Genomic DNA, 24,345 nt, shown 5'->3' with positions numbered 1-24,345 from the left:
AGCCGCCTCGCCCATGCCGGCGCGCAGCCGAGCCTGGCGCCCCCGCGCGTTGCTCGCGCCGCTCCTGCTGGCTGGCGGGCTGGCGGCGCAAGCCGCCGCGCCCACGGCGGCCTCGCCCACGGCGACGTCCGCCTCCGCTTTCGCCGCAACGCCGTGGCGCTTGCCCGCCGAGGCGCAAGCCGGTGACCTCATTTTCCGCGAAGGCACCGAAACCATCAGCGACATCATCCTCGGCATCGACCCGGGCGGTTACAGCCACGTCGGCATGCTGCTGGGCTCGGCGGGCAACTGGCAGGTGCTGCATGCCACGCCGTCCGAGGTGGCGGGACGCCCTGATGGCGTCGTCATCGATACCCTCGATTTCTTCCTTGATCCCGTGCGCGCGCGCCGGCATGCGGTGTATCAGGTGCGGGCGGACGACGCCGCGCAGCGCGAACAGGCCGTGCGCCGCGCGCGGGCGGCGCTGGGCAGGCCGTTCCGCATGGCCGACGACAGCGGCACCTATTGCACGCGGCTGGTCTGGCAGGCCTGGCAGGACGCCGGGCTGAGCCTGGCTGCGCGGTTCCGGCACCTGGACCTGCCGCTCATTCCTGGCGACTATCTGCTGCCCAGCGGGCTCATCGCCTCGCCGCGCCTGCGCGCCCTGACGCAGGACGCGCCAGACTAGAGTCCCAGCGCCGCGAGCATCAGGAAGGTCGCGAACAGCACGAAGTGCGTCATGCCCTCGATGGCATTGGTCTGGCCGTCGTTCAGGTTGATGGCCGTCACGATGAGCGTTACCAGCACCATCATGGTCTGCACCGGTGTCATCGCCATGACGAAGGGCTGCCCGGTCAGCAGCGACAAGGCTTCGATCAGCGGCACGGTCAGGATGACGGTGGAGAGCGACGCGCCGAGCGCGATGTTCACGACGGCCTGCATGCGGTTGGCCAGCGCCGCGCGCAAGGCGGTCAGGATCTCGGGGCTGGCCGAAATGAAGGCGACGACGATGGCGGGAATGGCGATGGGCACGCCCAGTTCGGCCACCGATGCCGACAGGCTCTTGGACATGACCTCGGCCAGCACCCCCACCAGCACGACGCCGGACGCCAGCAGCAGGATGCTCGAGCGCGCCGAGGGCGGCGGCAGGGCGCGCGCCTCCTGCTTGCGGCGCTTTTCGGGATAGCTGTAGCTGAAGAAATAGCTGTGCGGCCCCGTCTGCATGCGCAGGAAGGCGGCATACAGCGTGATCATGATGAGGATGGTGAAGATCGAGTAGGCGTGCTGCGCCTCGCCGGGGATGAATTCCGGCACGACCATCGACACGGCCATGGCCGTCAGGATCATGACGGTGTAGGTACGGCTGGAGTCGTCGTTGTAGGATTGTTCGCCGTGCTTCAGGCCGCCCATGAGCGCCGCCAGGCCCAGGATGCCGTTGATGTCGAGCATGACGGCGGCATAGATGGTGTCGCGCGCCAGCGTGGGCGAGCCTTCGTGGAAGATCACGAAGCCCAGCACCACGACTTCGACCAGCACCGCGGACAGCGTCAGCACCATCGTGCCGTAGGGATCGCCCAGGCGGCGGGCGATCTGCTCGGCATGGTGGGCGATGCGCAGCGAGGCGCAGATGATGGCTCCGACCAGGATGGCGGTGGACGCGTAGGCGGCGGCGGGAGAGCCCGTGAGCAGCTGTCCAGGTAGCGCGAGTGCCACACATCCGACCCCCAGCGCGACGATCAGCAGGATTTCGTGTCGAATCATGGTGAGATGATCATAAACTGGCGCATCATACCTCCACGCGACCTGATCTGGAGAGCACGCATGCCTGGCCCCATCGTGAAGGAAAAAGAACGCATCGGCGTGCTGCGCTCGATGGGGCTGCTGGACTCGGCCGAGTCCGAGGACTTCGACCGCCTTACCCGGCTCGCGGCCTACTGCTTCGATGTTCCCATTGCGCTCATCTCCCTGGTGGATGCCGACCGGCAGCAGTTCCTCTCCAAGGTCGGTTTCATTCCCAAGGAGACCACGCGCGACGTCTCGCTGTGCGCGCATGCCATCCATGTGAAAGACATCCTCGAGGTGCCAGACCTGAGCAAGGATGAGCGTTTCCAGGAAAACCCGCTGGTATCGGGCCAGTCGCACATGCGCTTCTATGCGGGTGTGCCGCTGGTCACGGATTCCGGTTACGCCATCGGGGCGCTGTGCCTGATCGACACCAAGCCCCGCCGGCTCGATGCGCGGATGCGGGAACAGTTGAAGGCCCTGGCCAAGTTGGTGATGGACCAGATCGCCCTGCGCCAGATGGTGGGCCGGCGCGATGCGGTGAGCGGGCTGCCGAACCGCCACCAGTTCGTGGAAGACCAGGGAAGCATGCTGCGGCTCGACGGCAGCGTCAGCCGCAGCCTGATCCTGCTGGATCTGCTGGAACTGGCGCGGGCGCACGAGATCGCGCAGGCGGTGGGGATCGGCGTGATCGAGTCGCTTCTGCGGCAGCAGGCCCAGCGTTTACAGAAGGCATTGGGGGCGGAAGTGGATGTCTACCAGGTGGGGGTGACCCGCCTGGCCTTCACGGTCGATGCGGCTCAGGAGGTGGATGTGCTCCTCCGCGACGTGCTGGCGGTACTGGCCGAGCCCGTGATCGCCGAAGGCGTGCCGGTGCAACTGGATGCCTGCGTGGCGGTGGTGCCCTATGTCCAGGGCGAACGCACGCCCCTGGACAATCTGCGTTGCGCCATGGTGACGCTGGGCGCGGCGAAGGCGTCGGAACGGCGCTGGGCCCTGTACGACGCCGCCCAGGATGCGCAACTCAAGCGCAAGTATCGGCTGGCGCTGGATATCCAGCGGGCCATTGCCGGCTCGCAGCTCCACCTCGTCTTCCAGCCTCGCATCGATGCGGCCTCGGGCCGCCCGACCGCCCTCGAGGCGCTCTTGCGCTGGACGCACCCCGAGTTGGGAGAGATCGGACCCGCCGAATTCATCCCGATCGTCGAGCGCACGGCCGTGATGCAGTCCCTGACACGCTGGGTGCTGCACGAAGCCATGTCGGCCCTGCCGCGCCTGGACGCGTTGTTCCCGGGCTGCCGCCTGGCCGTGAACCTGTCGCCGCGTGACTTCGACGACGGCAAGCTGGTCGGGAACGTCCTCGAACTGTGCAGGACACTGGACGTGCCGCCGGGTCGGTTGGAGCTTGAAGTCACGGAGGGCGAATGGCTGCATGCCGACACGGGGGTCTTGAAGCAGATGCAGGCGCTGTGCGAGGCCGGTGCCGTCATTGCCATTGACGACTTCGGCACGGGATACAGCAATTTCTCCTATCTGACCGAGATCCCGGCCAGCGTGGTGAAGATGGACCAGTCCCTCGTGCGACGCGCGGATACGAACGCGCGCCATCGCACGCTGTTGCGAAGCGTGCTGGGCGTCGCCCGCGACCTGGGGTACCGGACCGTGGCCGAGGGCGTCGAAACGCAGGAAATGTTCGACCTCATGCGGGAGTGGGGCGTGGACGAGATTCAAGGCTTCCACGTCAGCCGTCCGGTGCCGCTCGAGGCCTTGCCCGCCTTCCTCGCCAACTGGCGCGGCGGCAAGGGCGCCGCAATGCCGGAGGCGTGATGAGCGAGCCTGACGACATCTGGACGACGGGCCTGCCGGTGCGCCAGGACGAGCCTGCGCGCCTGGCCAGCCTGGCCGAATACGGCATCCACGAGACATTGGACGACCCGGGCTTTGAGCGCCTGCTGCTCCTGGCGCAACGGCTTTTTGGTGTGTCGACGGCCCTGGTTTCGCTGGTCGAGGCGCAGCGCCAGCTCTTTGCCGTGCGGGCAGGGCTGTCGCTGTGCGAGACGCCACGGCAATGGTCGTTCTGCGCCCATGCCCTGGGCAGTGAAGATCTGCTGGTCGTGCCCGATGCAAGGTTGGATAGCCGGTTCGCCGCCAATCCGCTCGTGCTCGGACCGCCTCATATCCGGTTCTACGCGGGGTGCCCGCTGGTCAGCCCGCAGGGCTTTGTGCTGGGCACCCTATGCCTGATCGACCAGGCGCCACGGCCGGCAGGGCTGGACGCCGAGGCCTCCCGGAATCTGCGCGACCTGGCCGCGCTGGTCATGGACAAGCTGGAATGGCGCCGCCTGGCGCAGGCGCGCCAGGTCAGCCAGGCATGCCTGGAAAGCATGGCGCGTCATTCGCCGGATGCCATTTTCTGCCTGGACGCCGAAGGCGGCATCACCTTTCAGAACGGCAGCGGGCGGCGCTTGCTGGCGCGCCTGGCGCCAGGGAAGTGCGACACCGCCGGGCGCGTGCCCGCGCGGATACTGGCCGTGCTGCGCAAGCTTTTCGATCGGCGCGACAGCGCGGCTGAAGAGGCGGGGATCGCCGAGCTCGAGCTGGAGGACCAGGCCGGCCAGACGCTGTTGGTGGAGATGGCGGCGTCGCGCTGGGGCGTCGCGCCCCAGGCGAGTTGCTGCGTGGTGCTGCGCGACGTGACCGAGCGCCGGCGCAACGAAGCCAAGCTGTATCAGCTCGCCCACATCGACGCGCTGACCGGCCTGCCCAACCGCGTGCTGTTCCGCAGCCGGCTGGATGCCTTGCTGCGGGACGAATCCGCGGTCAGCGTGATGATGCTGGATCTGGACGGATTCAAGGACGTGAACGACAGTCTTGGGCACCCGGGCGGCGACGCCGTCCTGAAGGAAACGGCCCGCCGCCTGCTCGCAGGGGTGCGCGAGACGGACGTGGTGGCGAGGATGGGCGGGGACGAATTCGCCCTGCTCATCCGGGGCATGCGCGAAGAGGCGGGAAGGCTGGCCGCGGAGCTCATCGATGTCCTGTCGCGTCCGATGCTCGTGGAGGGGCAGCCCGTCACGGTGGGCGCGAGCGTGGGCATCGCGTTGTTTCCCGAGCACGGCACAGGCAGCCAGGAGCTGCTTTCCGGCGCCGATCTCGCGCTTTATCTGGCCAAGTCCGAGGGCCGCCATGGCTGGCGGTTTTTCTCGCCCAGCCTGCGCGATGCCGCGGCGGCCAGACGGGCTTACCAGGCGGAGCTCGAACGCGCCTTCTCGCAGGGCGAACTGGTGCTGCATTACCAGCCGCTGGTGCGGCTGGCCGACAATGCGCTGACGGGCGCCGAAGCGTTGCTGCGCTGGCGCCATCCCGAGCGGGGGCTGCTGGGCGCGGCGGCATTCCTGCCCGCGCTGCAGTCCAGCCCCTTGGCCGGCGCGGTAGGCAACTGGGCGCTGCAGGAGGCATGTGCTCAAGCCGTCGCATGGCGCCGGCGGGTGCCGGGCCTGCGCATGAGCGTGAACGTGTTCCCGGCGCAGTTCCGCCGCGGCGATCTGGTCGAACGGGTGGCGGGCGCGCTGCATCAGGCCGGCCTCGCGCCGGAGGCGCTGGAGCTGGAGGTCCGGGACGACCTCGTGGCTCGCCACGACGAGGCCCTGCTGGTCGTGATGCGCGCCATCCGCGAGTTGGGCGTGGGGCTGGTCTTCGATGATTATGGCACCGGCCACGCTTCGCTCAACATGCTCAAGCAATACCCCCTGAGCCGCCTGAAGATCGACCGCAGTTTCGTGCGCGGCATTCCCGGCTCCCCCGCCGATGCCGCCATCGTCAGGGCGATCCTGTATCTGGGGCGCAGCCTGGGCATGGCCGTGACGGCCGAGGGCGTCGAGAACCCGGTCCAGTTCGAGCGCCTGCGCCGCAAGGGTTGCGAGGAAGCGCAGGGCTATTACCTGGGGCCGCCGGTGGCGCCCGCCGACTTCTCGGCCTATCTCGAGTCCGAGGTCTTGCGGCTGGGCGCCAGCGAGCAGCTATCCGCGCCCCCTGCGGGGGCCTAGCGCGAGTCGCCGGGTCGGCCGGCCACGCGGCGGCGACGGGTTTCCCCGGACTGGCCCATCACCATCCGGATCCCCCAGGCCGCCAGCGCCATGCCGGCCCAGCCCAGCGGCGGGATGGTCTCGCCCAGCACGATCCAGGCGATGACCGCGGTGACGGGCGGCACCATGAAGAAGAGCGCCGACACACGCGAGGCCTCGCCGTGCCGGATCATGGCCAGCAGCAACGAGATGGCGACGATGGAGTTGCCCACCACCAGGAAGAGCAGGGAGCTGAACAAGGCGCCTGTCCATTCGACGTGCATGGGTTCCAGCGCCAGGGCCAGCGGCAGCGTCACGGCCAGGCCCACGCCGTATTGCACCAGGTTGGCGGTGAGCGGATGGGTGTCCTTGCCATGGCGCTTTTCCCACAGGGTGCTGGCGGTGATGACGGCCAGCGCCAGGATGGCGAACACGATGCCGCCGGTGGTGGCGCCCATTTCATCGGCCGATTTCGACAGCAGCACGATGCAGGCGCCGGCCACGCCCAGCAGCAGGCCGATCCAGCGGCGCCGGCCCACGCGCTCGCCCACCAGCACCGGCGCGAGCAGCGCCACCAGGATGGGTTGCTGCGAGGTCACCAGCGCAATGCCGCCCGATGACAGGCCCGACTTCAGGCTGAGATAGACGAAGGAGAAATAGCCCGCCTGAAGCAGCAGGCCCGTGACAGCCAGGTTGCCCCATTCGCGCGGCGTGGCGGGCAGCGCGGGGCGCAGCCACAGGAAGGGCAGGATCAGCAGGCCGATGACGCAGGCATAGCGCAGCGCGAGGAAGGTAAGCGGATCGCTGTACGCGAGGCCGAGTTTCAGGAAGACGAAGCCGCTGGACCACAGCAGCAGGAAAAGAACGGGCGCGGCGGCCAGCCAGCGCGGCGCCGCAGTGGTGGGGGTGGCTTGCATCGTGTGGCTGTCTCCCGGCGCCGCGGGCTTGTGATTGTCGTGGGCTTGATGCCCGCGCGGCGCGCCTGCCAGCGAGTGTACCGCTCGCGTGATGCGTCGAGGCGGTCGAGCGCGCCTCGGACAGCGGGTTGGAAACAGCGGGTGGGAAACGCTAGAGGAATCCGATCCAGCGGCCCGCCACCAGGACGGCCAGCCACAGGAACACGGAAAGCAGCGCGCGCAGCTTCACGCCCGGGCTGACGGCCTGCCCCGCGTAGGCGCGGCGCAGGGCGGGCGACAGGTGCTGCCAGGCCACGTTCGCCAGCGCCAGGCCCAGCAGCCCAAGCTTGTAGAGGAAGGCGGCGTTGTCGAGATAGGTGGCGGCGTTGACGGTGAAGAGCCACAGCCCGGTGAGCAAGGCCAGCGCCACGCCGGTGGCGCCGATGCGCGAGAGCAGCGGTCCGGCGACGGTGAGCGGCACGCTGCGCAGGCCGCCAGCCAGGCGCAGGTCCAGCGGCAGCACCGCGCCCAGGATCAGGCCCACGGCCAGGATGTGCGCGGCGTTGACGAAGATATAGGCCGTGGCCGAGCCCTGCAGCCAGGCGGCGCCGGGCCAGGCGCTCAGCCAGTCTACGAACGCCATGGGGAAGTCCGTCCTCGTCAGTGCTTGATGCGCTCGGGGTACATGTCGTAGTGCTTGCCGTCGATGGTGATGCGGACGGCCTTGATGTGCGGCTTGCTGCTGTCCTTGTTGCGGTTGCCCAGCACGGTGATGGGATCGCCGGGCTTGGTGGTCTTCGCGGTGAAGCCGGAGCGCTCGGTCTGGCCCGGATTGCCCAGGTCCACCTGCCAGACGACGCCGTCATCGGCCTTCACGCGCAGCGAGGGATGAGGCGGGGCCATCGAGACCTGCTCGACGGTACCTTCGAGCGTGGTCTGTTCGCCATCGGCCCAGGACCAGCCGTGGTGAGCCTGGGCGGCGCCGGCGGCGGCGAGGCACGCGGCAAGCAGGGCGGCGCCGGCGCGGCGTGACGTGATCAGGTTCATAACAAGACTCCTTGTCGAAGGGAACTGGCGGAATCGACGCCTCGGCGCGCGGAAAGTTCCGCTATCGATGGATCGGCCCAGGCATGCCGGGGCGAGCCAGGTGACGGTGCAGGGTGCTGCGGTGGATGCCCAGGTCGCGCGCCGCGCGGCTGATGTTGCCGCCGTGGCGCGCCAGGGCCTCGCTGATCTGCTGGCTTTGCTGGCTGCGCAAGGTGGCGTGCGCGGCGATGTCTGGCGCCGGGGCGGCCTGGGAGGAGGACGAAGCGTCCTGGGCATGATGGGCGGTGGCTGGCCGGCATGCCTGTATCTCCTCGGGCAGGTCGCCGACCCGGATCAGGCTGCCCGGCGGATGGAAGAGCGCCAGGCCGCGCAGCACCGCCTGCAATTGCCGGTAATTACCCGGCCACGGATAGCGAGCCAGTTGCGCCAGGGCGCCGTCGTCCAGGGTGGGCGGCGCAGCGGGCGCGGCGCAGGCGCGCAGGGTCGTGCACACATGGGCGCGCAGGTCTGCACGCGAACGCAAGGGAGGCAGGTCGACGCGGCAGTCCTGCAGCCGGTAATACAGGTCCGCGCGAAACGCGCCTGTTTCCACCATCGCCGCCAGGTCGCGGTTGCTGGCGCTGACCAGCCCGAATTCCACGGGCACGGCGCGGCCCGCGCCCAGCGGCTGGACCGTGCGTTCCTGCAGGACGCGCAGCAGCCGCGTCTGCAGCGTCAGCGGCATGTCGCCGATCTCGTCCAGGAACAGGATGCCGCCGTCCGCTTCCCGCAGCCGGCCGCGCGCACCCTGGCGGCGGGCGCCGGTGTAGGCGCCGGCCTCATAGCCGAACAGTTCCGCCTCGATCAGGGTATCGGGCAGCGCACCGCAATTCACTGCCACGAGCGGGCCCGCATGCCAGCGGCTGGCCTGGTGCAGATGGCGGGCATATACCTCCTTGCCCGCGCCGGTTTCCCCTTGCAGCAGCACGGCCAGGCCGGCATCCAGCGCACGGCGGCTGCGCGTGAAGCGTGTCTCCAGCGCCGGGTCCAGCGGTGGCAGCAGGTCGGTGCGCACTACCGGTGCGCGCGTCGGCTGGGCAGGGGCAGGCGTGGCAGGGCCAGGTGGCTTGGGCGAGGCGGGCGTGTCCGCTTGGGCGCGGGTCCAGACCGGCGTGCCGGCAGGCTGGCGCAGCAGCGCAAACAAGGCCTGGCCGTCATGGCCCCGCAAGGGGGCGGGCGAGGCGGGCAGGGTGCGCCAGGCGGGCAGCCAGCGCTCGACGGGCTGGTCCAGCAAACGGCGCCAGTCGGTCCGCAGCAGCGCCAGCGCCGCGTCGTTCGCGCCCACGACACGGCCATCCTCGATCAGCAGCAGGCCCCGGTCGGCGGTTTCCAGCATGCCGGCCTGGTGGTGGAAGACCAATTGCTGGCAACGCGGGCCGGCGTGCAGCATGAGGCGATTCGCGACCTGCCGCGCGCACAGCGTTGCCAGGCCCAGCGCATAGGCATGCAGCCGCTGCGCGTCGCCGGAGATGTCCAGCACGCCCAGGATGTCGCCACGCGGCGAGCGGATGGGCGCGGCATGGCAGCTCAGTATCTGGTTGCGCGGCAAGAAGTGCTCGGCGCCATGCACGCACAGCGGCGCGGCTTCCGCCAGCGCCGTGCCGATGGCATTGGTGCCCCGGTGGTTTTCGGCCCAGCTGACGCCGGGCCGCAGCGCCACGCGGTCGGCGCGGCGCAGGAAGTCGGTATTGCCCGTGGCCTGCAGGATGACGCCGCTGGCATCGGCCAGCAACACCAGGCTGGAGGCGCTGGCGACGAGGCTGGCCAGCGTGTCGATCTCGGGCTGGGCGGCGCGCAGCATGCTGGCGTGCTGCTCGTGGCGGGCATCGAGGTCGCCGCGGCCCAGGGCCACCGGGTCGTCGGGCAGGTCGTCCGCCCATTGCGCGCAGCGCGCCCAGGAACGCCGGATGAGGGCGGGCGGGGTGGCGGCCGCAAGCGCGTGCCGCGTTCCAGGCAATGGCAAGCCATCCATGATCTGTCTCCTTGCGTGTCGCGACATGCCACGGGCTGTCGCGGCCGGCGACGCCTGGGTGTCGCAAAACGCGACAGTGGGGCGTTCATGCGGGCGGCAATTCTTGTCGGGCCATTATGCATCAGGCGCGCACGGCGGGATGGAACGGTTCTTGCATGGGTGTGGGTATCCCCGTGATGGCGCGGGGCACACCCACATCAAGGAGACAGCCATGGATTTGTCGGATCTGAAGAAACTTGGCCTGGACGTCGAGTACCCCTTCAAGGAGCAATACCAGAACTACATCGGCGGCGAGTGGGTACCGCCCAAGGGCGGCCAGTATTTCGAGAACCTGTCGCCCATCACCGGCAAGGCCTTCTGCAAGGTGTCCCGCTCGGACGCCGCCGACATCGAGCTGGCCCTGGACGCCGCGCACCGGGCGCGCCAGGGCTGGGCCGAGACCTCGCCCGCCGAGCGCGGCAACCTGCTGCTGCGCATCGCCGACCGCATCGAGCAAAACCTGCCGCTGCTAGCCGTGGCCGAATCCATCGACAACGGCAAGCCGCTGCGCGAGACGACGGCGGCCGACCTGCCGCTGGCGGTCGACCACTTCCGTTATTTCGCGGGCTGCATCCGCGCGCAGGAGGGCGGCATTTCCGAGATCGATGCGCATACCGTGGCCTATCACTTCCACGAGCCCGTCGGCGTCGTCGGGCAGATCATCCCGTGGAATTTCCCGCTGCTCATGGCCGCGTGGAAGCTGGCGCCGGCGCTGGCCGCCGGCTGCACGGTGGTCCTGAAGCCCGCCGAGCAGACGCCCGCATCCATCATGGTGTTGATGGAGCTGATCGGCGACCTGCTGCCGCCGGGCGTGGTCAACGTGGTGACGGGCTATGGCAAGGAGGCCGGCCACGCGCTGGCGACCAGCAAGCGCATCGCCAAGATCGCCTTCACGGGCTCCACGCCGGTGGGCAAGCAGATCCTGCATGCCGCGGCCGACAACCTGATCCCCGCCACGGTGGAGCTGGGCGGCAAGAGCCCGAACATCTTCTTCGACGACGTGATGGATCACGACGATGCCTTCCTGGACAAGGCGCTGGAAGGCCTGTCGATGTTCGCGCTGAACCAGGGCGAGGTCTGCACCTGCCCCTCGCGCATCCTGATCCAGGAATCGATCTACGACGCGTTCATCGAGAAGGCGGTGGCGCGCGTGTCCGCGATCAAGACGGGCAATCCGCTGGACAAGCAGACCATGGTCGGCGCGCAGGTCTCGCAGGCGCAGATGGACAAGATCCTGTCCTACATCGACGTGGGCCGCCAAGAGGGCGCGCAATGCCTGACCGGCGGGGCGCGCAATGCGCTGAAAGGGGGCCTGGACCAGGGCTATTACATCAGCCCGACGATGCTGCTTGGCAAGAACGACATGCGCATCTTCCAGGAGGAGATCTTCGGGCCGGTGGCGGCGGTAACAAAATTCAAGGACGAAGCCGAGGCCATCGAGATCGCCAACGACACCTTCTATGGCCTGGGCGCGGGGGTGTGGAGCCGCGATGGTGCGCGGGCCTATCGGGTGGGACGCGGCATCCAGGCGGGCCGGGTGTGGACCAACTGCTATCACCTCTATCCGGCCCACGCGGCTTTCGGCGGCTACAAGCAGTCGGGCATCGGCCGCGAGACGCACAAGATGGCCTTGTCGAACTACCAGCAGACCAAGTGCCTGCTGGTGAGCTACAGCCCGAACGCGCTGGGTTTCTTCTGATGTCCTTGCGACACAAGCGGTAGCATCCGCCTGCGGAGGGCGCCTCTACACTGGCGCCTTCCCAGACTCCCCTGCGGCGTGCCGTGCCCGAGCGGCGGGCGCGCCGTGCACGCCGATGCGTTTCCTGTTGTTGTTCATCGCCCTGATCCTGGCCATCGTGATGCCCATCGGCGCAGCGATCTATGTAGGAGCCGCCGGACCCGGTCCCTATCTGCTGGTCGATGAAGGTCCAGGCGAAGCGTGGCTGACGCCGCGCAACGTGGGGCAGGGGCAGGCCGTGGCGCGCCGTTATGCGTCGCAGGCCGAGGCGCGCGATGCCGCGGATGCCGAGCGCGATTCGCTGGAGACGTCTTCCTATTCCTCGACCCTGGCCGTGACGCGCTATCGCCTGAGGGAGGGCGGCGTGGGCCTGTTGCTGCCGGTGGAGGGATGGCTGGTGCACGTCGTCGCGCCGGACCGCGCGGCGCTGGATACGCAGGTGGCCGCGCTGCCGTTTCTCCAGGCCAACCCCGACCCGAATCCCGTCGCCCGGGCGCTGGACCAGCATCCCGGCGGGGTGGCGCTGGGCATCCTGGGGTATGCCTTTTTCCTGGGCATCTTCATGTTCCGTGGCGCGGCCTGGGCCGGCACGGTCAAGCCAGCACCGGGCACGCCGGTGTTGGACGCCACGCAGTTGCGGGCGCGTCTGCTGGCGGTGAATGGACTCGATGTGCCCATGCAGGTCTCGCAGACCGAGAAGGGCCGCTATGTGCTGACCTGGGTGCTGGATCACGCGCGCTGGGCACGCCCGGGCGGCATGACGTTCGCCAGCAAGGTGAAGCGCGTGGAGCTGGAATTCGATGACGCGCGGAACGTGGTGCGCGTGGTCGAAACCACGATGCTGCGCGACAAGGACAAGGGGGTGACGGGCCTGAGCGCGCGCATTGCGCTGTTCCGCGGCGTCACGATCGCGGAACACTCGCACAAGGTGGACATCGGGCTTAACTACCATCCCTCATTGGGCTGGACGGTGCGCCCCGAGCACACGTTCCGTTATCGGGACAGCGAGCTGAAGGGACCGTTCATCCAGTGCGTGACGGGCAGCGGTTGGTCCTGGCGGCCCGTCATCACGTTCTGGCGTCCGCTGGGCGGCTAGGCCGTTTCCAGCGCCGCCAGCCAGGCCGACAGGCAGCGGCGCGCGGCGTCGGGCAGCGTGGCCTGGGCCTGGCGCGCCGCCTCGCGCAAGGCGCGCGGATCGATGCCCGCGCCTTCCAGTTCGCAGGCATGTCCCACCAGCCAGCGCTCGATCCGCGCGGCATCCGCTTCCAGATGGCATTGCAGGCCCAGTGCATGCGCGCCCAGCGCGAAGGCCTGGTTGTCGCAGACCGGGGTCGATGCGAGGCGGATGGCGCCGTCGGGAATCTCGTAGCGGTCGCCATGCCAGTGCAGCACGGGCACGCCCGCCAGGGCGGCCAGCGGCGAGGCCCGGCCTTCCGGCGTCAGCGTCAGCGGCGCATAGCCGATCTCCTTCACCCCCATCGATGCCACGCGAGCCCCCAGCGCCCGCGCCATCAGTTGCGCGCCCAGGCAGATGCCCAGGATGGGCAGGCGGGCTGCCAGCCGCTGGCGCACCAGCGTCAGGTCGGCGGCCAGGAAGGGGTATCGGTCGTCATCGAAGGCACCGATAGGGCCGCCCAGGACCACCAGCAGATCGGGCTGCAAGGCATCGATCCCGGCCAGGTCGTCCACGCCCGGATCGATGTAGCGCAGGGCGTATCCCTGCGCCTGCAGCACGGGGGCGAAGGTGCCCAGGTCTTCGAAATGGAGGTGGCGCAGCACCAGGGCGGTCTTCATGCCGTGGATTCCCGGTCGGAAGAGGATTCGGGCCAGTAGTGATGGTCGGGCAGGGCGCGCGCGCCGAAGATGGCCTGGCCCACGCGCACGGTCGTGGCGCCTTCCTCGATGGCGAGCGTGAAGTCGCCCGACATGCCCATGGACAGTTCATCGAGGACGATGCCGGCGGGCGCCGTCTGGCGCAGGTGTTCTCGCAAGGTGCGCAGGCGGCCGAAACACGGCCGCACGCGCGCGGCGTCGGCCGACAGCACGGCCAGCGTCATCAGCCCGCGCACGCGCAGCGACGAATACGCGGGCAGTTGCTTCAGGAAGCCCGCCACCTCCTCGGGCGCCAGTCCGAACTTGCTGGCTTCGCCCGAGGTGTTCACCTGCACCAGCACGTCCAGCCCGCGCCCCAGCGCCTGCAGCCTGCGGTCCAGCGCCTCGGCCACGCGCGGGCTGTCCAGGGCCTGGAATTCGCTGGCGCAGCGCGCCACCAGCTTGGCCTTGTTGGTCTGCAGATGGCCGATCACGACCCAGCGCAGATCGGCCAGGTCGCCCATGGCCTCCCACTTGCGGTCTGCCTCTTGCGGCTTGTTCTCGCCCAGTTCGCGGCAACCGGCGGCATAGGCCAGGCGGATGCGGGCTTCTTCGACCGTCTTGCTGACGGGCAGCAGGCGCACCTGGGCGGGATCGCGGCCTACGCGTTCGCAGGCGGCCTGGATGCGCGCGCGCACCTGCGCAAGATTGCGCTGGAAGTCCGCGACGGTCAGGGCGGTGGGGTAGGGGGTGTCGCCAGCCATGGAAGTCCTGGAGAAAACGGCAGGGGGGCCGGTGTACTATCGGCTTGGGTCAGATTGTACATTGTCATAGGACAAAATGAGAATACAAGGCGAAACCGCGGCCGGCATCTTCGACAGCATCCGCGACCAGGTGCAGGCGCGCGTCATCGAGCCCGGCCAGGCGCTGCCGCCCGTGCGCGAGCTGGCCGTGGCCTTGGGTGTCAACCGCAACACGGTGGCCGCCGCCTACAAGCGGCTGGTCAGCGCCGGCATCGCCATCACGCAGGGCCGGCACGGCACCTCGATCCGGCCTGCCCAGGGGCCGGGCGAACAGGAGGGCAGCCTGCCCGGGTCACCGCTGACGGATCTGGCCAGCGGCAATCCCGCGACGGCCTGGTTGCCCGACATGGCGCGCGTGTGCCGGGCCGTGGCCGCCGTGCCGCGCCTGTACGGCGAACCCACGCTGAATGCGGACCTGGCCGACAGCGCACGCGCCTGGCTGGACGATGATCCGCCCGCGGGCTACGCGCTGGACCTGTGCCATGGCGCGGTGGACGCGGTGGAGCGTCTGCTGGCGGCCTGGCTGGCGCCGGGCGACAAGGTGGCGGTGGAGGATCCGTGCTTTCTTGGCAGCCTCAACACCTTGCGGCATGTCGGGCTGGTGCCGGTGGGCGTGCCGGTGGACGAGGAAGGCTTGCGGCCCGAGGCGCTGGTCGACTCGCTGGCGCAGGGCGTGCGCGCGGTGATCTGCACGCCGCGCGCGCACAACCCGACGGGCGCGAGTTTCAGCCCTGCGCGCGCCAAGGCCTTGCGCCGCGTGCTGGCGGACTTTCCGCAAGCGCTGCTCATCGAGGACGATCATTTCGGGCCGCTGTCCGCGACGCCCTACCGCAGCCTGATCGCCCCTGCGACAGCGCATTGGGCGCTGGTGCGCACGCTGTCGAAATGCCATGGTCCCGACCTGCGCCTGGCGGTGGTGGCCAGCGACGCGGAAACATCGCGCCGCCTGCGGCTGCGGCTGGCTCCGGGCAATGTCTGGGTCAGCCATGTGCTGCAGGACATGGCGCACGTGCTGTTGTCCTCGCCCGAGGACAGCCGGCGGGTCGGCGAGGCGCGCGAGGATTACGCCCAACGGCGGCGCACGCTGGCCGATGCCTTGCGCGCGCAAGGCATTGCGTCGTGGTCGCGCGGCGATGGCCTGAACGTGTGGGTGCCGCTGCCCGTGGCGGGCCGTGACGTGGCCGAGCGGCTGGCCCGGCTGGGTTGGCTGGTGCGGGTGGCCGACAGTTTTTGCGTGGATACACCGGTGCAGGCCATCCGCGTGACGGTGGCGGAACTCGCACCTGCCCGCGCCGCGCGCTTTGCGCGGGATCTGCGTGCGTGCCTGGACGCCTTGCAGGCCGCCGCCTGAACCTGGGTTCGTTCCGGTGTCGCATCGGCGCATCGCAGCGGGCGGCAAGGCCAGCGGGCGGCGCCAGGCCCGCACACGGCAGTGTTACGCTGCGATTCTCTTCCCTGGAGCCTCCATGAATTCGATCTCCGAGCGTCCGCCGCTGCCCGCTCCCCGCAACTACTGGTTGAAAGGCCGCTCCCCGCTGGTTCACGCCGTCGCGCTTGTCCTGACCTTTGTCGCCTTGGTCCTGTCGTCCTATGCGACGGTGCCGATGGTGCCGGTGCCCATGACCCTGCAGACCCTGGCCGTGTTGCTGGCCGGCGCGCTGCTGGGCTGGCGGCTGGGCATGATCGTCGTCATCACGTGGCTGGTGCTGGCCGCGACAGGCTTGCCGCTGCTGTCCAACGGCGGAGGCGGCGTGCGTCATTTCGTCGGCCCGACGGGCGGTTATCTGGTGGCTTTCCCGCTGGCTGCCGGCCTGGTGGGCTGGCTGGTCCAGCGCGGCTGGAATGGCGAGCGCGCCCTCTGGGCCCTGGCGGCGTTCCTGCTGGGTCACGTGGTGTGCCTGTTGCTGGGTGGCATCTGGCTGGCCGCGGCCATCGGCCCCACGAAAGCCTGGCTGCATGGCATCCTGCCGTTCCTGCTGGGCGGCGTGGTGAAGTCGGTGCTGGGCACCACGGTGCTGAAGGTGCTGGCCTTGCGCACGCGCGCGTCCGCCTGGGCCTGAACCCGGGCGGCATGCAGCCGGCGCGGCGCGCCGGCGCGGGCATCAGGCCAGCTTGTGCCGGAACAGCCAGGCTGCCAGCGGCAGCGTCACGGCGGCAATCCCGATGAACGGAATGAAGTCCGGCCACACCAGCGACCACGAGGCGCCTTCAAGATAGACCCGCCGCACCAGGTCGATGGCGAAGCGCAGCGGATTCACGTAGGTCGCGATCTGCAACGCCTCCGGCATGTTCCGCACGGGCGTGGCCAGGCCCGACAGCAGGACCAGCGGCATCAGCAGCACGAAGGTGTAGAGCATGGCCTGCTGCATGTTGGCCGACAGTGCCGATACCGACAGGCCGATGCCCACCACCGCAATGGTGAAGAGGGTCAGCCCCGCATACAGCACCAGCAGGTTGCCTGATAGCGGTATCGCGAACCAGTACAGCGCAATCGCCAGGATGAGCGAGGACTGCAACAGACCGATAGCGATGGCCGGCAGGGCCTTGCCCGCCAGGATCATCATCGGGGTATAGGGCGTGACCAGCAACTGGTCGAAGGTGCCTTGCTCGCGTTCGCGCGCCACGGCCAGCGCCGCCAGCATCATGGTCTGCATCATGCTGAGCGAGGCAATGAGTCCCGGCACGATGTTCCAGCGCGTCTCCAGGTTGGGGTTGTGCCAGGCGCGCGCCGTCACGCTCACCGGCAATTGCGTGCCCATGCCGTGGCGGCGGTTGAAGTCGTCGACGATGGTGCGGATCTGTCCGGCCGCGGCGCCCGCGGTGGTGGAGTTGCGGCCGTCCAGGATGATCTGCAGCGGCGCGGGCTCGCCGCTCGTCAGCTTGCGTTCGAAGTCGGGCGGGATATGGATGACCAGCAGCGCGTCGCCGGCGTCGACGGGCTCGGCGATCTGCCTGCTGCTCTGCAGGGTGGCGACGCGGTGGAAGACGCCGGTGCCGTCCAGCCGCGCCATGAGCTCGGTGGAATAGGCGCCGCGGCTCTGGTCCAGCACGGCATAGGGCACGTTGGTGAGGTCATAGGTGGCGCCATAGCCGAACAGCAGGGCCTGCAGGATGGGCGGAATCACCAGCACCACGCGGCTGGACGGGTCCTTGAAGATGGCCAGGAATTCCTTGTGGCAGAGATTGCCCAGGTGCTGGAGGAAAGCGAAGAAGGCACGCATGGCTCGGTCCGGGTCTCAATCCAGTTTCTTGCGGGTGGCCAGGCGCGCGGCGCCCAGCAGGCAGACGGCATAGGCGGCCAGGATGGCGCAGTTGCGCGCGATCAGCCCCCACTGGTTGCCGGCCAGGAACAGCGACTTGGCCAGCTCCATGAAATAGGTGGCGGGCAGCATGTGGCCGATGATGCGCACCGCCGCGGGCACGTTGCGCAGGTCGAAGACGAAACCCGACAGCATCATGGCCGGCAGGAAGCTCGCCAGGATGGCGATCTGGCTGGCCAGGAACTGGTTCTTGGTGAAGGCCGAGATCAGCAGGCCGATGCCCAGCGAGACGAACATGTAGAGCATCGAGGCCACCAGCAGCACGCCCAGCGAGCCGTGCAGCGGCACGCCGAAGAGCAGCCGGGCCGCCACCAGGCACAGCGCCAGGCCCAGCAGGCCCACGCAGAAATAGGGGATGATCTTGGCGACCAGGATCTCGACCGGGTGCACGGGCGTGACGAACAGGGACTCCAGCGTGCCGCGCTCCCATTCGCGCGCCATGACCAGGGCGGTCAGGAAGGTGCCCACCAGCGTCATGATGAGCACGATGAGGCCGGGCACCAGATACCAGGTGCTGTTGTTGGCGCTGTTGAACCACAGGCGGTCCACCACCTGGACGCCGTCCTGCGTGGCGGCGCTGCCTTCGCGGTCGGCCCGTTGCAGGGCCCAGGCGCCGACGGCGCCGTCCACATAGCCCTGGATGACGAGCGCGCGGCTGGGGTCGCCGCCCTGCGTCAGCACCTGCAGTTGCGCGTCGCCCGCCGCCAGGCGGCGCGAGAAATCGCTGGGCACGTGCACCAGCGCATCCACCTCGTGCCGGTCCATCATGGCCTTGGCTTGCGCCAGTGAGCGGGCGGGCAGCACGCGCAGATAGCTTGAGCCTTGCAGGCCCGAGACCACGTCGCGCGCATCGGGCGAGACGTCCTCCATCGCCACGGCGAGGTCCGCGCGCTTCACGTCCAGCGACAGCCCGTAGCCGAAGATCAGGATGAGCACGATGGGCAGGCCGATGCCGATGAGCAGGTTGCTGCGGTCGCGCAGCAGTTGCCGGAACTCCTTGCGCGTCAGCGAGACCAGGCGTCGCCAGAAGCCGCGTGCGGCATTGTCGCCGGCATGGGGGGCGGCGCTCATGCGGCCTCCCTGGCGCGGCGGCCCTGTTCGACGATGCCGATGAAGGCCTGCTCCATGTCCAGCCGCGCGTCGGGCGTTTCGCCGGCCTGCTGCCTGACCTCTGCGGGCGTGCCCAGCGCCAGCAGCTTGCCGGCATCCTGGATCACGATGCGGTCGCAGTATTCCGCTTCTTCCATGAAGTGCGTGGTGATGACGATGGTGGTGCCGGTGTCGGCCAGCGCGGTGATGCTGCGCCAGAAGCGCCGCCGCGCCAGCGGATCGGCGCCGCTGGTGGGCTCGTCCAGGAACAGGATGTCGGGTTCGTGCAGCAGTCCCACGGCCATGGCCAGGCGCTGCTTGGTGCCGCCCGGCAACTGGCCGGCGGGGGCGTTCTCGTGGCCATGCAGGCCGAACTGCGTGAGCACCGTGTCGATGCGCCGGGCCAGGCGCTTGCCGCGCAGGCCATAGGCGCCGCCGAAGAAACGCAGGTTTTCCATCGCCGTCAGGTTGCCGTACAGCGCGAATTTCTGCGAGACGTAGCCGATATGGCGGCGCGCCCGCGCGCGCGCCGTGCGCAAGTCCATGCCGGCCACCTGGGCGTGGCCGCCGCTGGCGGGCAAGAGGCCGCACAGCATGCGGAAGGTGGTGGTCTTGCCCGCGCCGTTCGGGCCGAGCAGGCCGAATATCTCGCCCCGGCTGACGGAGAAGGTGGTGCGATCGACCGCCGTGAAATCGCCGAATTTGCGCACGAGGTCGCGAACCTCGATGGCGGGGCGGTCCAGGGCCAGCGCCTCGTCGTCCGGGTCCGTTGGCAGGGCGTCCTGGGCCGTGTCCTCTCCGGCTTGCATGCCCGGATCGTCCACGGCGCCGCTGTCGGCGTCTTCCTGGCGGGCGCGCAACAGCACCATGAAGCCGTCTTCCAGCCTTTCGGGCACTGGCCGCAAGACCGCGCCGCGCAAGGCCGGCAGGGCGGCGGTGTCATCGCCGCGGATCAGCCGGACCTCGCCGCCTTGCGGCACCGCGTCGATGATGTGGGCGGTGTCGTCCAGCAGGCGGGCCTGCAGTTCGCGGGCGGGCTCGCCGTCGGCGGGCGTGGCCACGAAGCAGCGGCCGTGGGCGTGCCGGGCGATGGCGGCGGGGTCGCCCGCGGCCAGCAGCCTGCCTTCGTGCAGCACATAGACCCGCGCGCAGCGTTCCGCCTCGTCCAGGTAGGCCGTGGCCACGATGACCGACAGATTCTCTTCGTCGATCAACTGGCTGACGATCTCCCACAGTTCGCGGCGCGACAGCGGGTCGACGCCCACGGTGGGCTCGTCCAGCAGCAGCAGTTCGGGCGAGCGCACCAGCGTGCAGGCCAGCCCCAGTTTCTGCTTCATGCCGCCGGATAACTTGCCTGCGGGCCGGCTGGTGAAGCGCGCCAGGTCGGTCATCGCCAGCAGCTTGTCGTAGCGCCCGCGGCGCACGTCGGCGGGCACGCCGTGCAGGTCGGCATAGAGGTCCAGGTTTTCCTGCACGCTCAGGTCTTCATAGAGGCCGAAGCGCTGCGGCATGTAGCTGATGCGGTCCTGGATGCGCTGGGGCTGCGCGATCACGTCCTCGTTCAGCACGCGCAGGGTGCCTTGCTGGGGTGTCATCAGGCCGGCAACCAGCCGCAGGAAGGTGGTCTTGCCCGCGCCGTCAGGGCCGACCAGCGCAGTGAGCGCGCCGGCGGGCACCTGCAGCGACACGTCGTCCAGCGCCTGCACGACCTGGCCAGACTCCTTGACGACGAAGCGCTTGCCGATGCCGGCGGCGTCGATCGCCAGCGCCTGGTTCATGGGGCGGGGCTCGTGGCGGGGGCGCCGTCCTGCCGCGGCTGCTGCGTCAGGTCGAGCCGCAACGTGGCGGGCATGCCCAGGCGCAGCCGGTCTTGCGGGTCGTCCACGTGCACGCGGATTTCATAGACCAGGCTGGTGCGCAGGTCTTCGGTCTGCACGCTCTTGGGCGTGAACTCGGCCACCGACGAGATGTAGCCGACGCGGCCGGCCACGGGCTCGCCGGGGTGGCTGTCGGTGAGCACGCTGGCCGTCATGCCCAGGCGCAGCTTGCCGAGTTCGGGCTCGTTCACATAGGCGCGGATCCACTTGGGATCGGTCAGGGCCAGCGTATAGGCGGGACGTTGCGGCGAGGCCATGTCGCCGGGTTCCAGCAGGCGGGCCCGCACGATGGCGTCGCGCGGCGCCTTCAGTTGCGCCAGGTCCAGCTGATGGCGCAGCAGCGCCAGTTGGGCGCGCGCCGCGTCGCGTTCGGCCTCGGCCTGGGCGATGTCTTCCTGGCGCGGTCCGATGCGGGCGAGGTCCAGGGATTTGCGGCGGTCTTCCAGCTGCGCCTGCGCCACGCGCTGGCGCGAGGCGGCATTGTCCACGTCCTGCTGGCTGACGCCGCGCCCGCCCGTGCTGTTGGCGATGCCGCGCAGGCGCTTCAGTTGCTGGCTGGCCAGGTCAGCATCGGCCTGGGCGGAGGCCACCTGGGCTTGGGCCTGGGCGATTTCCTCGGGCCGGGTGCCGTTGGTGAGCCGCAGCGCCGCCTGCTCGCTGGCGGCTGCCTGCGCCTCGGCCTGCCGGATCTGCAAGGCCAGCGTGCGGGTGTCGAGTTCGGCCACGACCTGGCCGGCGCGCACCGCGTCGCCTTCCTCCACGTTCATCTTCGCCACGCGGTCGCTGCCGTCGAAGGCCAGGGAAATCTGGCGGATGTCGACATTGCCATAAAGCGTCAGCGTGCCGGTGTCGGGGGCAGGGCGCAGGGCGTACCAGACGCCTGCGGCGATGACCAGGGCCAGGACGAGAAGGGCGGCGGTTTTCTTCATGGGGCGCGCGTCTGCCGTAAGGGGGCACGTGCTGGATGGCCGGAGTGCCAGGCAGCGGGGTGCGGTTCGCAGGATTTAATTCAAATCTGAATTTGAATTATGCTAAGCCACTCTCTTCTCCAGAGCAAGACGCCATGCCGCCCAGAACCAGCTCGCCTCGCAAGGACCGCTCCGGCAGGGCCGACGGCGAGGCCACGCGCGCGGGCATCCTGGAGGCAGCTGGCCGCGCGTTCGCCGAACGCGGCTTTCGCGATACCACCAGCAAGTCGATCTGCGAACGCGCGCGCACCAACATGGCTGCGGTCAATTATCACTTCGGCGGGCGCGAGGGCCTGTACCGCGCGGTGCTGAAGGAAGTGCACCAGCGCCTGGTCAGCATGGACTTCCTGACGCAATTGGCGGAAAGCGGGCTGCCACCCGAGGAAAAACTCAGGCGCTTCCTGCATGCCCTGGTGACCAGCACGGTCGATGCCGACAACTGGCCCACGCGGGTCTGGGCGCGCGAAGTGCTGTCGCCGTCGCCGGTGCTGTCGGACATCCTGTGCGAGGCCTCGCATCCCAAGTTCGGCATGCTGTCGCGCATCGTGGCCGAGCTGGCGGATGTGGCGTTGGACGATCCGCGCCTGACGGCCTGCGTGCTGGGCGTGGCCGCACCCTGCCTCTTGATGCTGGTGGTCGACCGCAAGCTGGATACGCCCTTGCAGCCCCTGTTCCGCCAGCCGCCCGAGACGCTGGTCGAGCAATTGCTGGCGTTTGCGCTGGCAGGCATCCGTGGCGCGGGAGGACAGGCGGGGGCGCGCCGCCCGTCCTTCCGCGCCCGGGATCAATAACGTTCGTCTTCCCATTCCTCGCGCGGGGCGGGCAGCGCGGCGCGCATGGGCACCGGCCTTGGCGTGTCCAGTCGGGACGTCTCCACGCGGGGCGTCTCCACGCGAGGCGTTCCCGTCACCTTGAAGACGCCCACCGCCTCCATCAGCGACGCCGACTCGTGGCCCAGGTGCTCGGCCGCGCGTGCCAGTTCGCCGACCAGCGTGACGTTCTGCTGGCCGATGCCGTCCATGCGGTTCACCGCCACGCTGATGCGCTCGACGCCCAGCGACTGCTCGGCGGACGCCCGCGAGATTTCCTCCATCAGCCCGCTCACGCGCTCCACCGACTGCAGGATGTCGCGCATGCTGTGGCCCGCCTGGCCTGCCTGTTGCGAGCCGGTGGACATGCGCGAGACCGACTCGTCGATGAGCACCTTGATCTCCTTGGCCGCCTGGCTGGATTTCTGCGCCAGGCTGCGCACCTCGCCCGCCACCACCGCGAAGCCCTTGCCCTGTTCGCCGGCGCGGGCGGCTTCCACCGCGGCATTCAGCGCCAGGATGTTGGTCTGGAAGGCGATGCCCTCGATCAGCGTGACGATCTCGGAGATCTTGCGTGAACTGTCGTCCAGCTCCTGCATGGTGGCCACCAGCCGGCCGACGATCTCGCTGCCCTGGCCCGCCACCTCGCGGCTTTCCTGGGTGAGCTGCGTGGCCGAGCGCGCGCTCTCGGCATTGCGCGTGACGGTCACGGCCAACTGCTCCACGCTGGCCGCGGTGTCCTGCAGGGAGCTGGATTGCGCGTCGGTGCGGTCGGCCAGGCTCTGGCTGCTGGTGCGCAGGTCGCCGATGGTGCGGGCATGGTCCGAGGTCTTGTGCATGACCTCGGAGGAAATCCCGATCAGGCTCTTGCGCATCAGGTCCAGATAGAAATAGAGCTTGCGCATCTCGCCGCCGGTACCGCTGTCGACCTCGTTGACGAGGTTGCCCGCGGCGATCTGACGCGCGACTTCCTCGGCGACGGCCAGGGGCGACGTGACGCGCCGGGCCAGGGACAGGGCGGTGCCGATGAGCGCCAGTGCCGCCACCGCGTAGATGCCCCAGTACAGCGCCTGCATGGCAGGCTCCTGTGGCCTGGCGGCCAGCCAGGTGGGCACCGCCGCCATGGCGCTGGCCGCCAGTGCCAGCCGGAGCAGCGCGGGGCGCAGCCCGCCGCGTAGCGGGAAGGCCAGGGCATGCAGCGCGCGCCGCCAGCCGGCAGGCACGCGCTGGCCGTGGCGCAAGGTAAAGCCGCCGGTCTGGCCGCGATTGATCTGGTCGTAGAACCGTTCGGCGTCGGCAATCTGCTCGGGGCTGGCCTTGACGCGCACGGACGCATAGCCGGTGACCTCGCCGTCCTCGATGACAGGCATGGCATTGGCCAGCACCCAATAGAAGCCGCCGTGCTTGTGGCGGTTCTTCACGACCGCCAGCCAGGGCTTGCGGGCCTGCAGGGTGCGCCACAGGTCGGCGAAGGCCGCGGGCGGCATGTCCGGGTGGCGCACGATGTTGTGCGGCTGGCCCAGCAGTTCCTCGCGCGAGAACCCGCTGATGGCCAGGAAGGCCGGATTGCAGTACGTAATCCGGCCCTTCAGGTCGGTCTTGGAAATCAGGTACTGGTCGTCCTGCAGGACGAATTCCTGGTCCGTGACGGGCAGGTTCTTTCGCATGGCGGCGTACCTCTTCCGGGATGGGTGCATCGAAGGTGAAGCGAAGGGCAACAGTGTTCCCCGTCACGGCGTCGGCCCCCGCTGCAAGCGGAAACCGGCACGCGGCATGACGGGTGCGCATACTGTATGGCGAGATTATCTCCACAATTTCAAGGAAATCGCGGTATTGACCGATTATTTCCGGAGATCGGGCGTTCTCGAACAGGCTGCCCCGCAAGCCGCGCCAGCTCTGGTTCTGGTTTGAACCAGGAGATTGATGGATTATGTCGATGGTTTTGATGGAAAACGGCAGTGATTATCTGAAGATGATTAATGACTGCCAGTTTTTGATAATCGAGGAAGGCCGCGCCTGGCGCGTGCCCGTGCCCGTGCCAATGACGGTGTGGCGCGATGCATACTGGCGCGGCATGGCGGGCCCAGGTACCGGTACTGGCCCCTGCTAAA

General features: G+C 69.0%; 22 protein-coding genes. 10 read left to right on the top strand and 12 right to left on the bottom strand.

Annotated elements, in window-relative coordinates; all coding sequences use genetic code 11:
- Window positions 1–13: 13 nt before the first annotated feature.
- Window positions 14–667, top strand: coding sequence for a YiiX/YebB-like N1pC/P60 family cysteine hydrolase (locus ODI_RS13365; protein ID WP_082985213.1), 654 nt, complete (start codon window positions 14–16; stop codon window positions 665–667).
- On the opposite strand, the gene ODI_RS13360 is transcribed toward ODI_RS13365, so the two are convergent.
- Window positions 664–1,740 carry a calcium:proton antiporter gene (locus ODI_RS13360; RefSeq protein ID WP_067751172.1) on the bottom strand — a complete coding sequence of 359 codons (1,077 nt, stop codon included), beginning with the start codon at window positions 1,738–1,740 and terminating at the stop codon, window positions 664–666. The two genes, ODI_RS13365 and ODI_RS13360, sit on opposite strands and share 4 nt — an antisense overlap.
- 60 nt (window positions 1,741–1,800) lie before the next feature.
- Here ODI_RS13360 and ODI_RS22630 point away from each other — a divergent pair, with 60 nt between their 5' ends.
- Both ODI_RS22630 and ODI_RS13350 read left to right on the top strand, forming a co-directional pair.
- The gene (locus ODI_RS22630; RefSeq protein WP_067751170.1) at window positions 1,801–3,588 is read left to right on the top strand and encodes a sensor domain-containing phosphodiesterase; all 1,788 of its coding nucleotides are present in this window, start codon (window positions 1,801–1,803) and stop codon (window positions 3,586–3,588) included.
- Window positions 3,588–5,807 (top strand): putative bifunctional diguanylate cyclase/phosphodiesterase, encoded by a 2,220-nt coding sequence (locus ODI_RS13350; protein ID WP_067751168.1) that lies wholly within the window; start codon window positions 3,588–3,590, stop codon window positions 5,805–5,807. The genes ODI_RS22630 and ODI_RS13350 overlap by 1 nt, the downstream gene beginning before the upstream one ends.
- On the opposite strand, the gene ODI_RS13345 is transcribed toward ODI_RS13350, so the two are convergent.
- The 4 genes from ODI_RS13345 to ODI_RS13330 form a co-directional block, all read right to left on the bottom strand.
- Entirely contained in the window at window positions 5,804–6,742 is a 939-nt protein-coding gene (locus tag ODI_RS13345; protein WP_067751165.1) for a DMT family transporter, read from the bottom strand. The two genes, ODI_RS13350 and ODI_RS13345, sit on opposite strands and share 4 nt — an antisense overlap.
- A gap of 151 nt (window positions 6,743–6,893) precedes the next feature.
- Window positions 6,894–7,364, bottom strand: coding sequence for a DUF2214 domain-containing protein (locus ODI_RS13340; protein WP_067751163.1), 471 nt, complete (start codon window positions 7,362–7,364; stop codon window positions 6,894–6,896).
- A 17-nt stretch (window positions 7,365–7,381) separates the two neighbouring features.
- Window positions 7,382–7,768, bottom strand: coding sequence for a DUF6152 family protein (locus ODI_RS13335; protein WP_067751160.1), 387 nt, complete (start codon window positions 7,766–7,768; stop codon window positions 7,382–7,384).
- Window positions 7,769–7,829: 61 nt separating this feature from the next.
- The gene (locus ODI_RS13330) at window positions 7,830–9,779 is read right to left on the bottom strand and encodes a sigma-54-dependent Fis family transcriptional regulator (RefSeq protein ID WP_067751158.1); all 1,950 of its coding nucleotides are present in this window, start codon (window positions 9,777–9,779) and stop codon (window positions 7,830–7,832) included.
- 211 nt (window positions 9,780–9,990) lie between these two features.
- Between ODI_RS13330 and exaC the strand changes: the two genes are divergently transcribed.
- Both exaC and ODI_RS13320 read left to right on the top strand, forming a co-directional pair.
- Window positions 9,991–11,517: an acetaldehyde dehydrogenase ExaC gene (exaC, locus tag ODI_RS13325; RefSeq protein WP_067751156.1), complete on the top strand. Its 1,527-nt coding sequence runs from the start codon at window positions 9,991–9,993 to the stop codon at window positions 11,515–11,517.
- Between the two features lie 115 nt (window positions 11,518–11,632).
- Window positions 11,633–12,652, top strand: a complete 1,020-nt coding sequence (locus ODI_RS13320; RefSeq protein WP_067751153.1) for a hypothetical protein — start codon at window positions 11,633–11,635, stop codon at window positions 12,650–12,652.
- Here ODI_RS13320 and ODI_RS13315 read toward each other — a convergent pair.
- Both ODI_RS13315 and ODI_RS13310 read right to left on the bottom strand, forming a co-directional pair.
- Window positions 12,649–13,350, bottom strand: coding sequence for a glutamine amidotransferase (locus tag ODI_RS13315; RefSeq protein WP_067751151.1), 702 nt, complete (start codon window positions 13,348–13,350; stop codon window positions 12,649–12,651). The two genes, ODI_RS13320 and ODI_RS13315, sit on opposite strands and share 4 nt — an antisense overlap.
- Window positions 13,347–14,132: a YggS family pyridoxal phosphate-dependent enzyme gene (locus ODI_RS13310; protein WP_067751142.1), complete on the bottom strand. Its 786-nt coding sequence runs from the start codon at window positions 14,130–14,132 to the stop codon at window positions 13,347–13,349. The genes ODI_RS13315 and ODI_RS13310 overlap by 4 nt, the downstream gene beginning before the upstream one ends.
- Window positions 14,133–14,208: 76 nt before the next feature.
- Here ODI_RS13310 and ptsJ point away from each other — a divergent pair, with 76 nt between their 5' ends.
- Window positions 14,209–15,522, top strand: a complete 1,314-nt coding sequence (gene ptsJ, locus ODI_RS13305; protein WP_067751140.1) for a MocR-like B6 salvage transcription factor PtsJ — start codon at window positions 14,209–14,211, stop codon at window positions 15,520–15,522.
- 115 nt (window positions 15,523–15,637) lie between these two features.
- Entirely contained in the window at window positions 15,638–16,231 is a 594-nt protein-coding gene (locus ODI_RS13300; protein WP_067751137.1) for a biotin transporter BioY, read from the top strand.
- Window positions 16,232–16,273: 42 nt separating this feature from the next.
- Here ODI_RS13300 and ODI_RS13295 read toward each other — a convergent pair whose 3' ends face one another.
- The 4 genes from ODI_RS13295 to ODI_RS13280 are packed head-to-tail and all read right to left on the bottom strand — an operon-like array spanning window position 16,274 to window position 21,386.
- Complete coding sequence (locus ODI_RS13295; RefSeq protein WP_067751135.1) at window positions 16,274–17,392, bottom strand: ABC transporter permease; 1,119 nt, start codon at window positions 17,390–17,392, stop codon at window positions 16,274–16,276.
- A 15-nt stretch (window positions 17,393–17,407) separates the two neighbouring features.
- Window positions 17,408–18,562, bottom strand: a complete 1,155-nt coding sequence (locus tag ODI_RS13290; protein ID WP_067751134.1) for an ABC transporter permease — start codon at window positions 18,560–18,562, stop codon at window positions 17,408–17,410.
- Window positions 18,559–20,358, bottom strand: a complete 1,800-nt coding sequence (locus tag ODI_RS13285; RefSeq protein ID WP_067751131.1) for an ATP-binding cassette domain-containing protein — start codon at window positions 20,356–20,358, stop codon at window positions 18,559–18,561. Before ODI_RS13285 ends, ODI_RS13290 begins: the two co-directional genes overlap by 4 nt.
- Entirely contained in the window at window positions 20,355–21,386 is a 1,032-nt protein-coding gene (locus ODI_RS13280) for an HlyD family efflux transporter periplasmic adaptor subunit (protein ID WP_067751129.1), read from the bottom strand. Before ODI_RS13280 ends, ODI_RS13285 begins: the two co-directional genes overlap by 4 nt.
- A gap of 134 nt (window positions 21,387–21,520) precedes the next feature.
- Between ODI_RS13280 and ODI_RS13275 the strand changes: the two genes are divergently transcribed.
- On the top strand, window positions 21,521–22,216 hold the full coding sequence (locus tag ODI_RS13275) for a TetR/AcrR family transcriptional regulator (protein WP_067751127.1): 696 nt from the start codon (window positions 21,521–21,523) through the stop codon (window positions 22,214–22,216).
- Here ODI_RS13275 and ODI_RS13270 read toward each other — a convergent pair.
- Window positions 22,210–23,901: a methyl-accepting chemotaxis protein gene (locus tag ODI_RS13270; protein WP_082985211.1), complete on the bottom strand. Its 1,692-nt coding sequence runs from the start codon at window positions 23,899–23,901 to the stop codon at window positions 22,210–22,212. The genes ODI_RS13275 and ODI_RS13270 overlap by 7 nt on opposite strands.
- Between ODI_RS13270 and ODI_RS22310 the strand changes: the two genes are divergently transcribed.
- Together ODI_RS22310 and ODI_RS13265 are read left to right on the top strand one after the other, a co-directional pair.
- Window positions 23,900–24,145, top strand: a complete 246-nt coding sequence (locus tag ODI_RS22310) for a hypothetical protein (protein WP_157929759.1) — start codon at window positions 23,900–23,902, stop codon at window positions 24,143–24,145. The two genes, ODI_RS13270 and ODI_RS22310, sit on opposite strands and share 2 nt — an antisense overlap.
- 25 nt (window positions 24,146–24,170) lie before the next feature.
- Window positions 24,171–24,344, top strand: coding sequence for a hypothetical protein (locus ODI_RS13265; protein WP_162292301.1), 174 nt, complete (start codon window positions 24,171–24,173; stop codon window positions 24,342–24,344).
- Window position 24,345: the final 1 nt, after the last annotated feature.

This window comes from Orrella dioscoreae (assembly GCF_900089455.2).
In the GTDB taxonomy this organism is placed as follows: Bacteria; Pseudomonadota; Gammaproteobacteria; order Burkholderiales; family Burkholderiaceae_B; genus Orrella; species Orrella dioscoreae.
The sequence above is the reverse complement of the archived record's forward strand: the minus strand, read 5'-3'. Positions and strand labels throughout refer to the sequence as shown.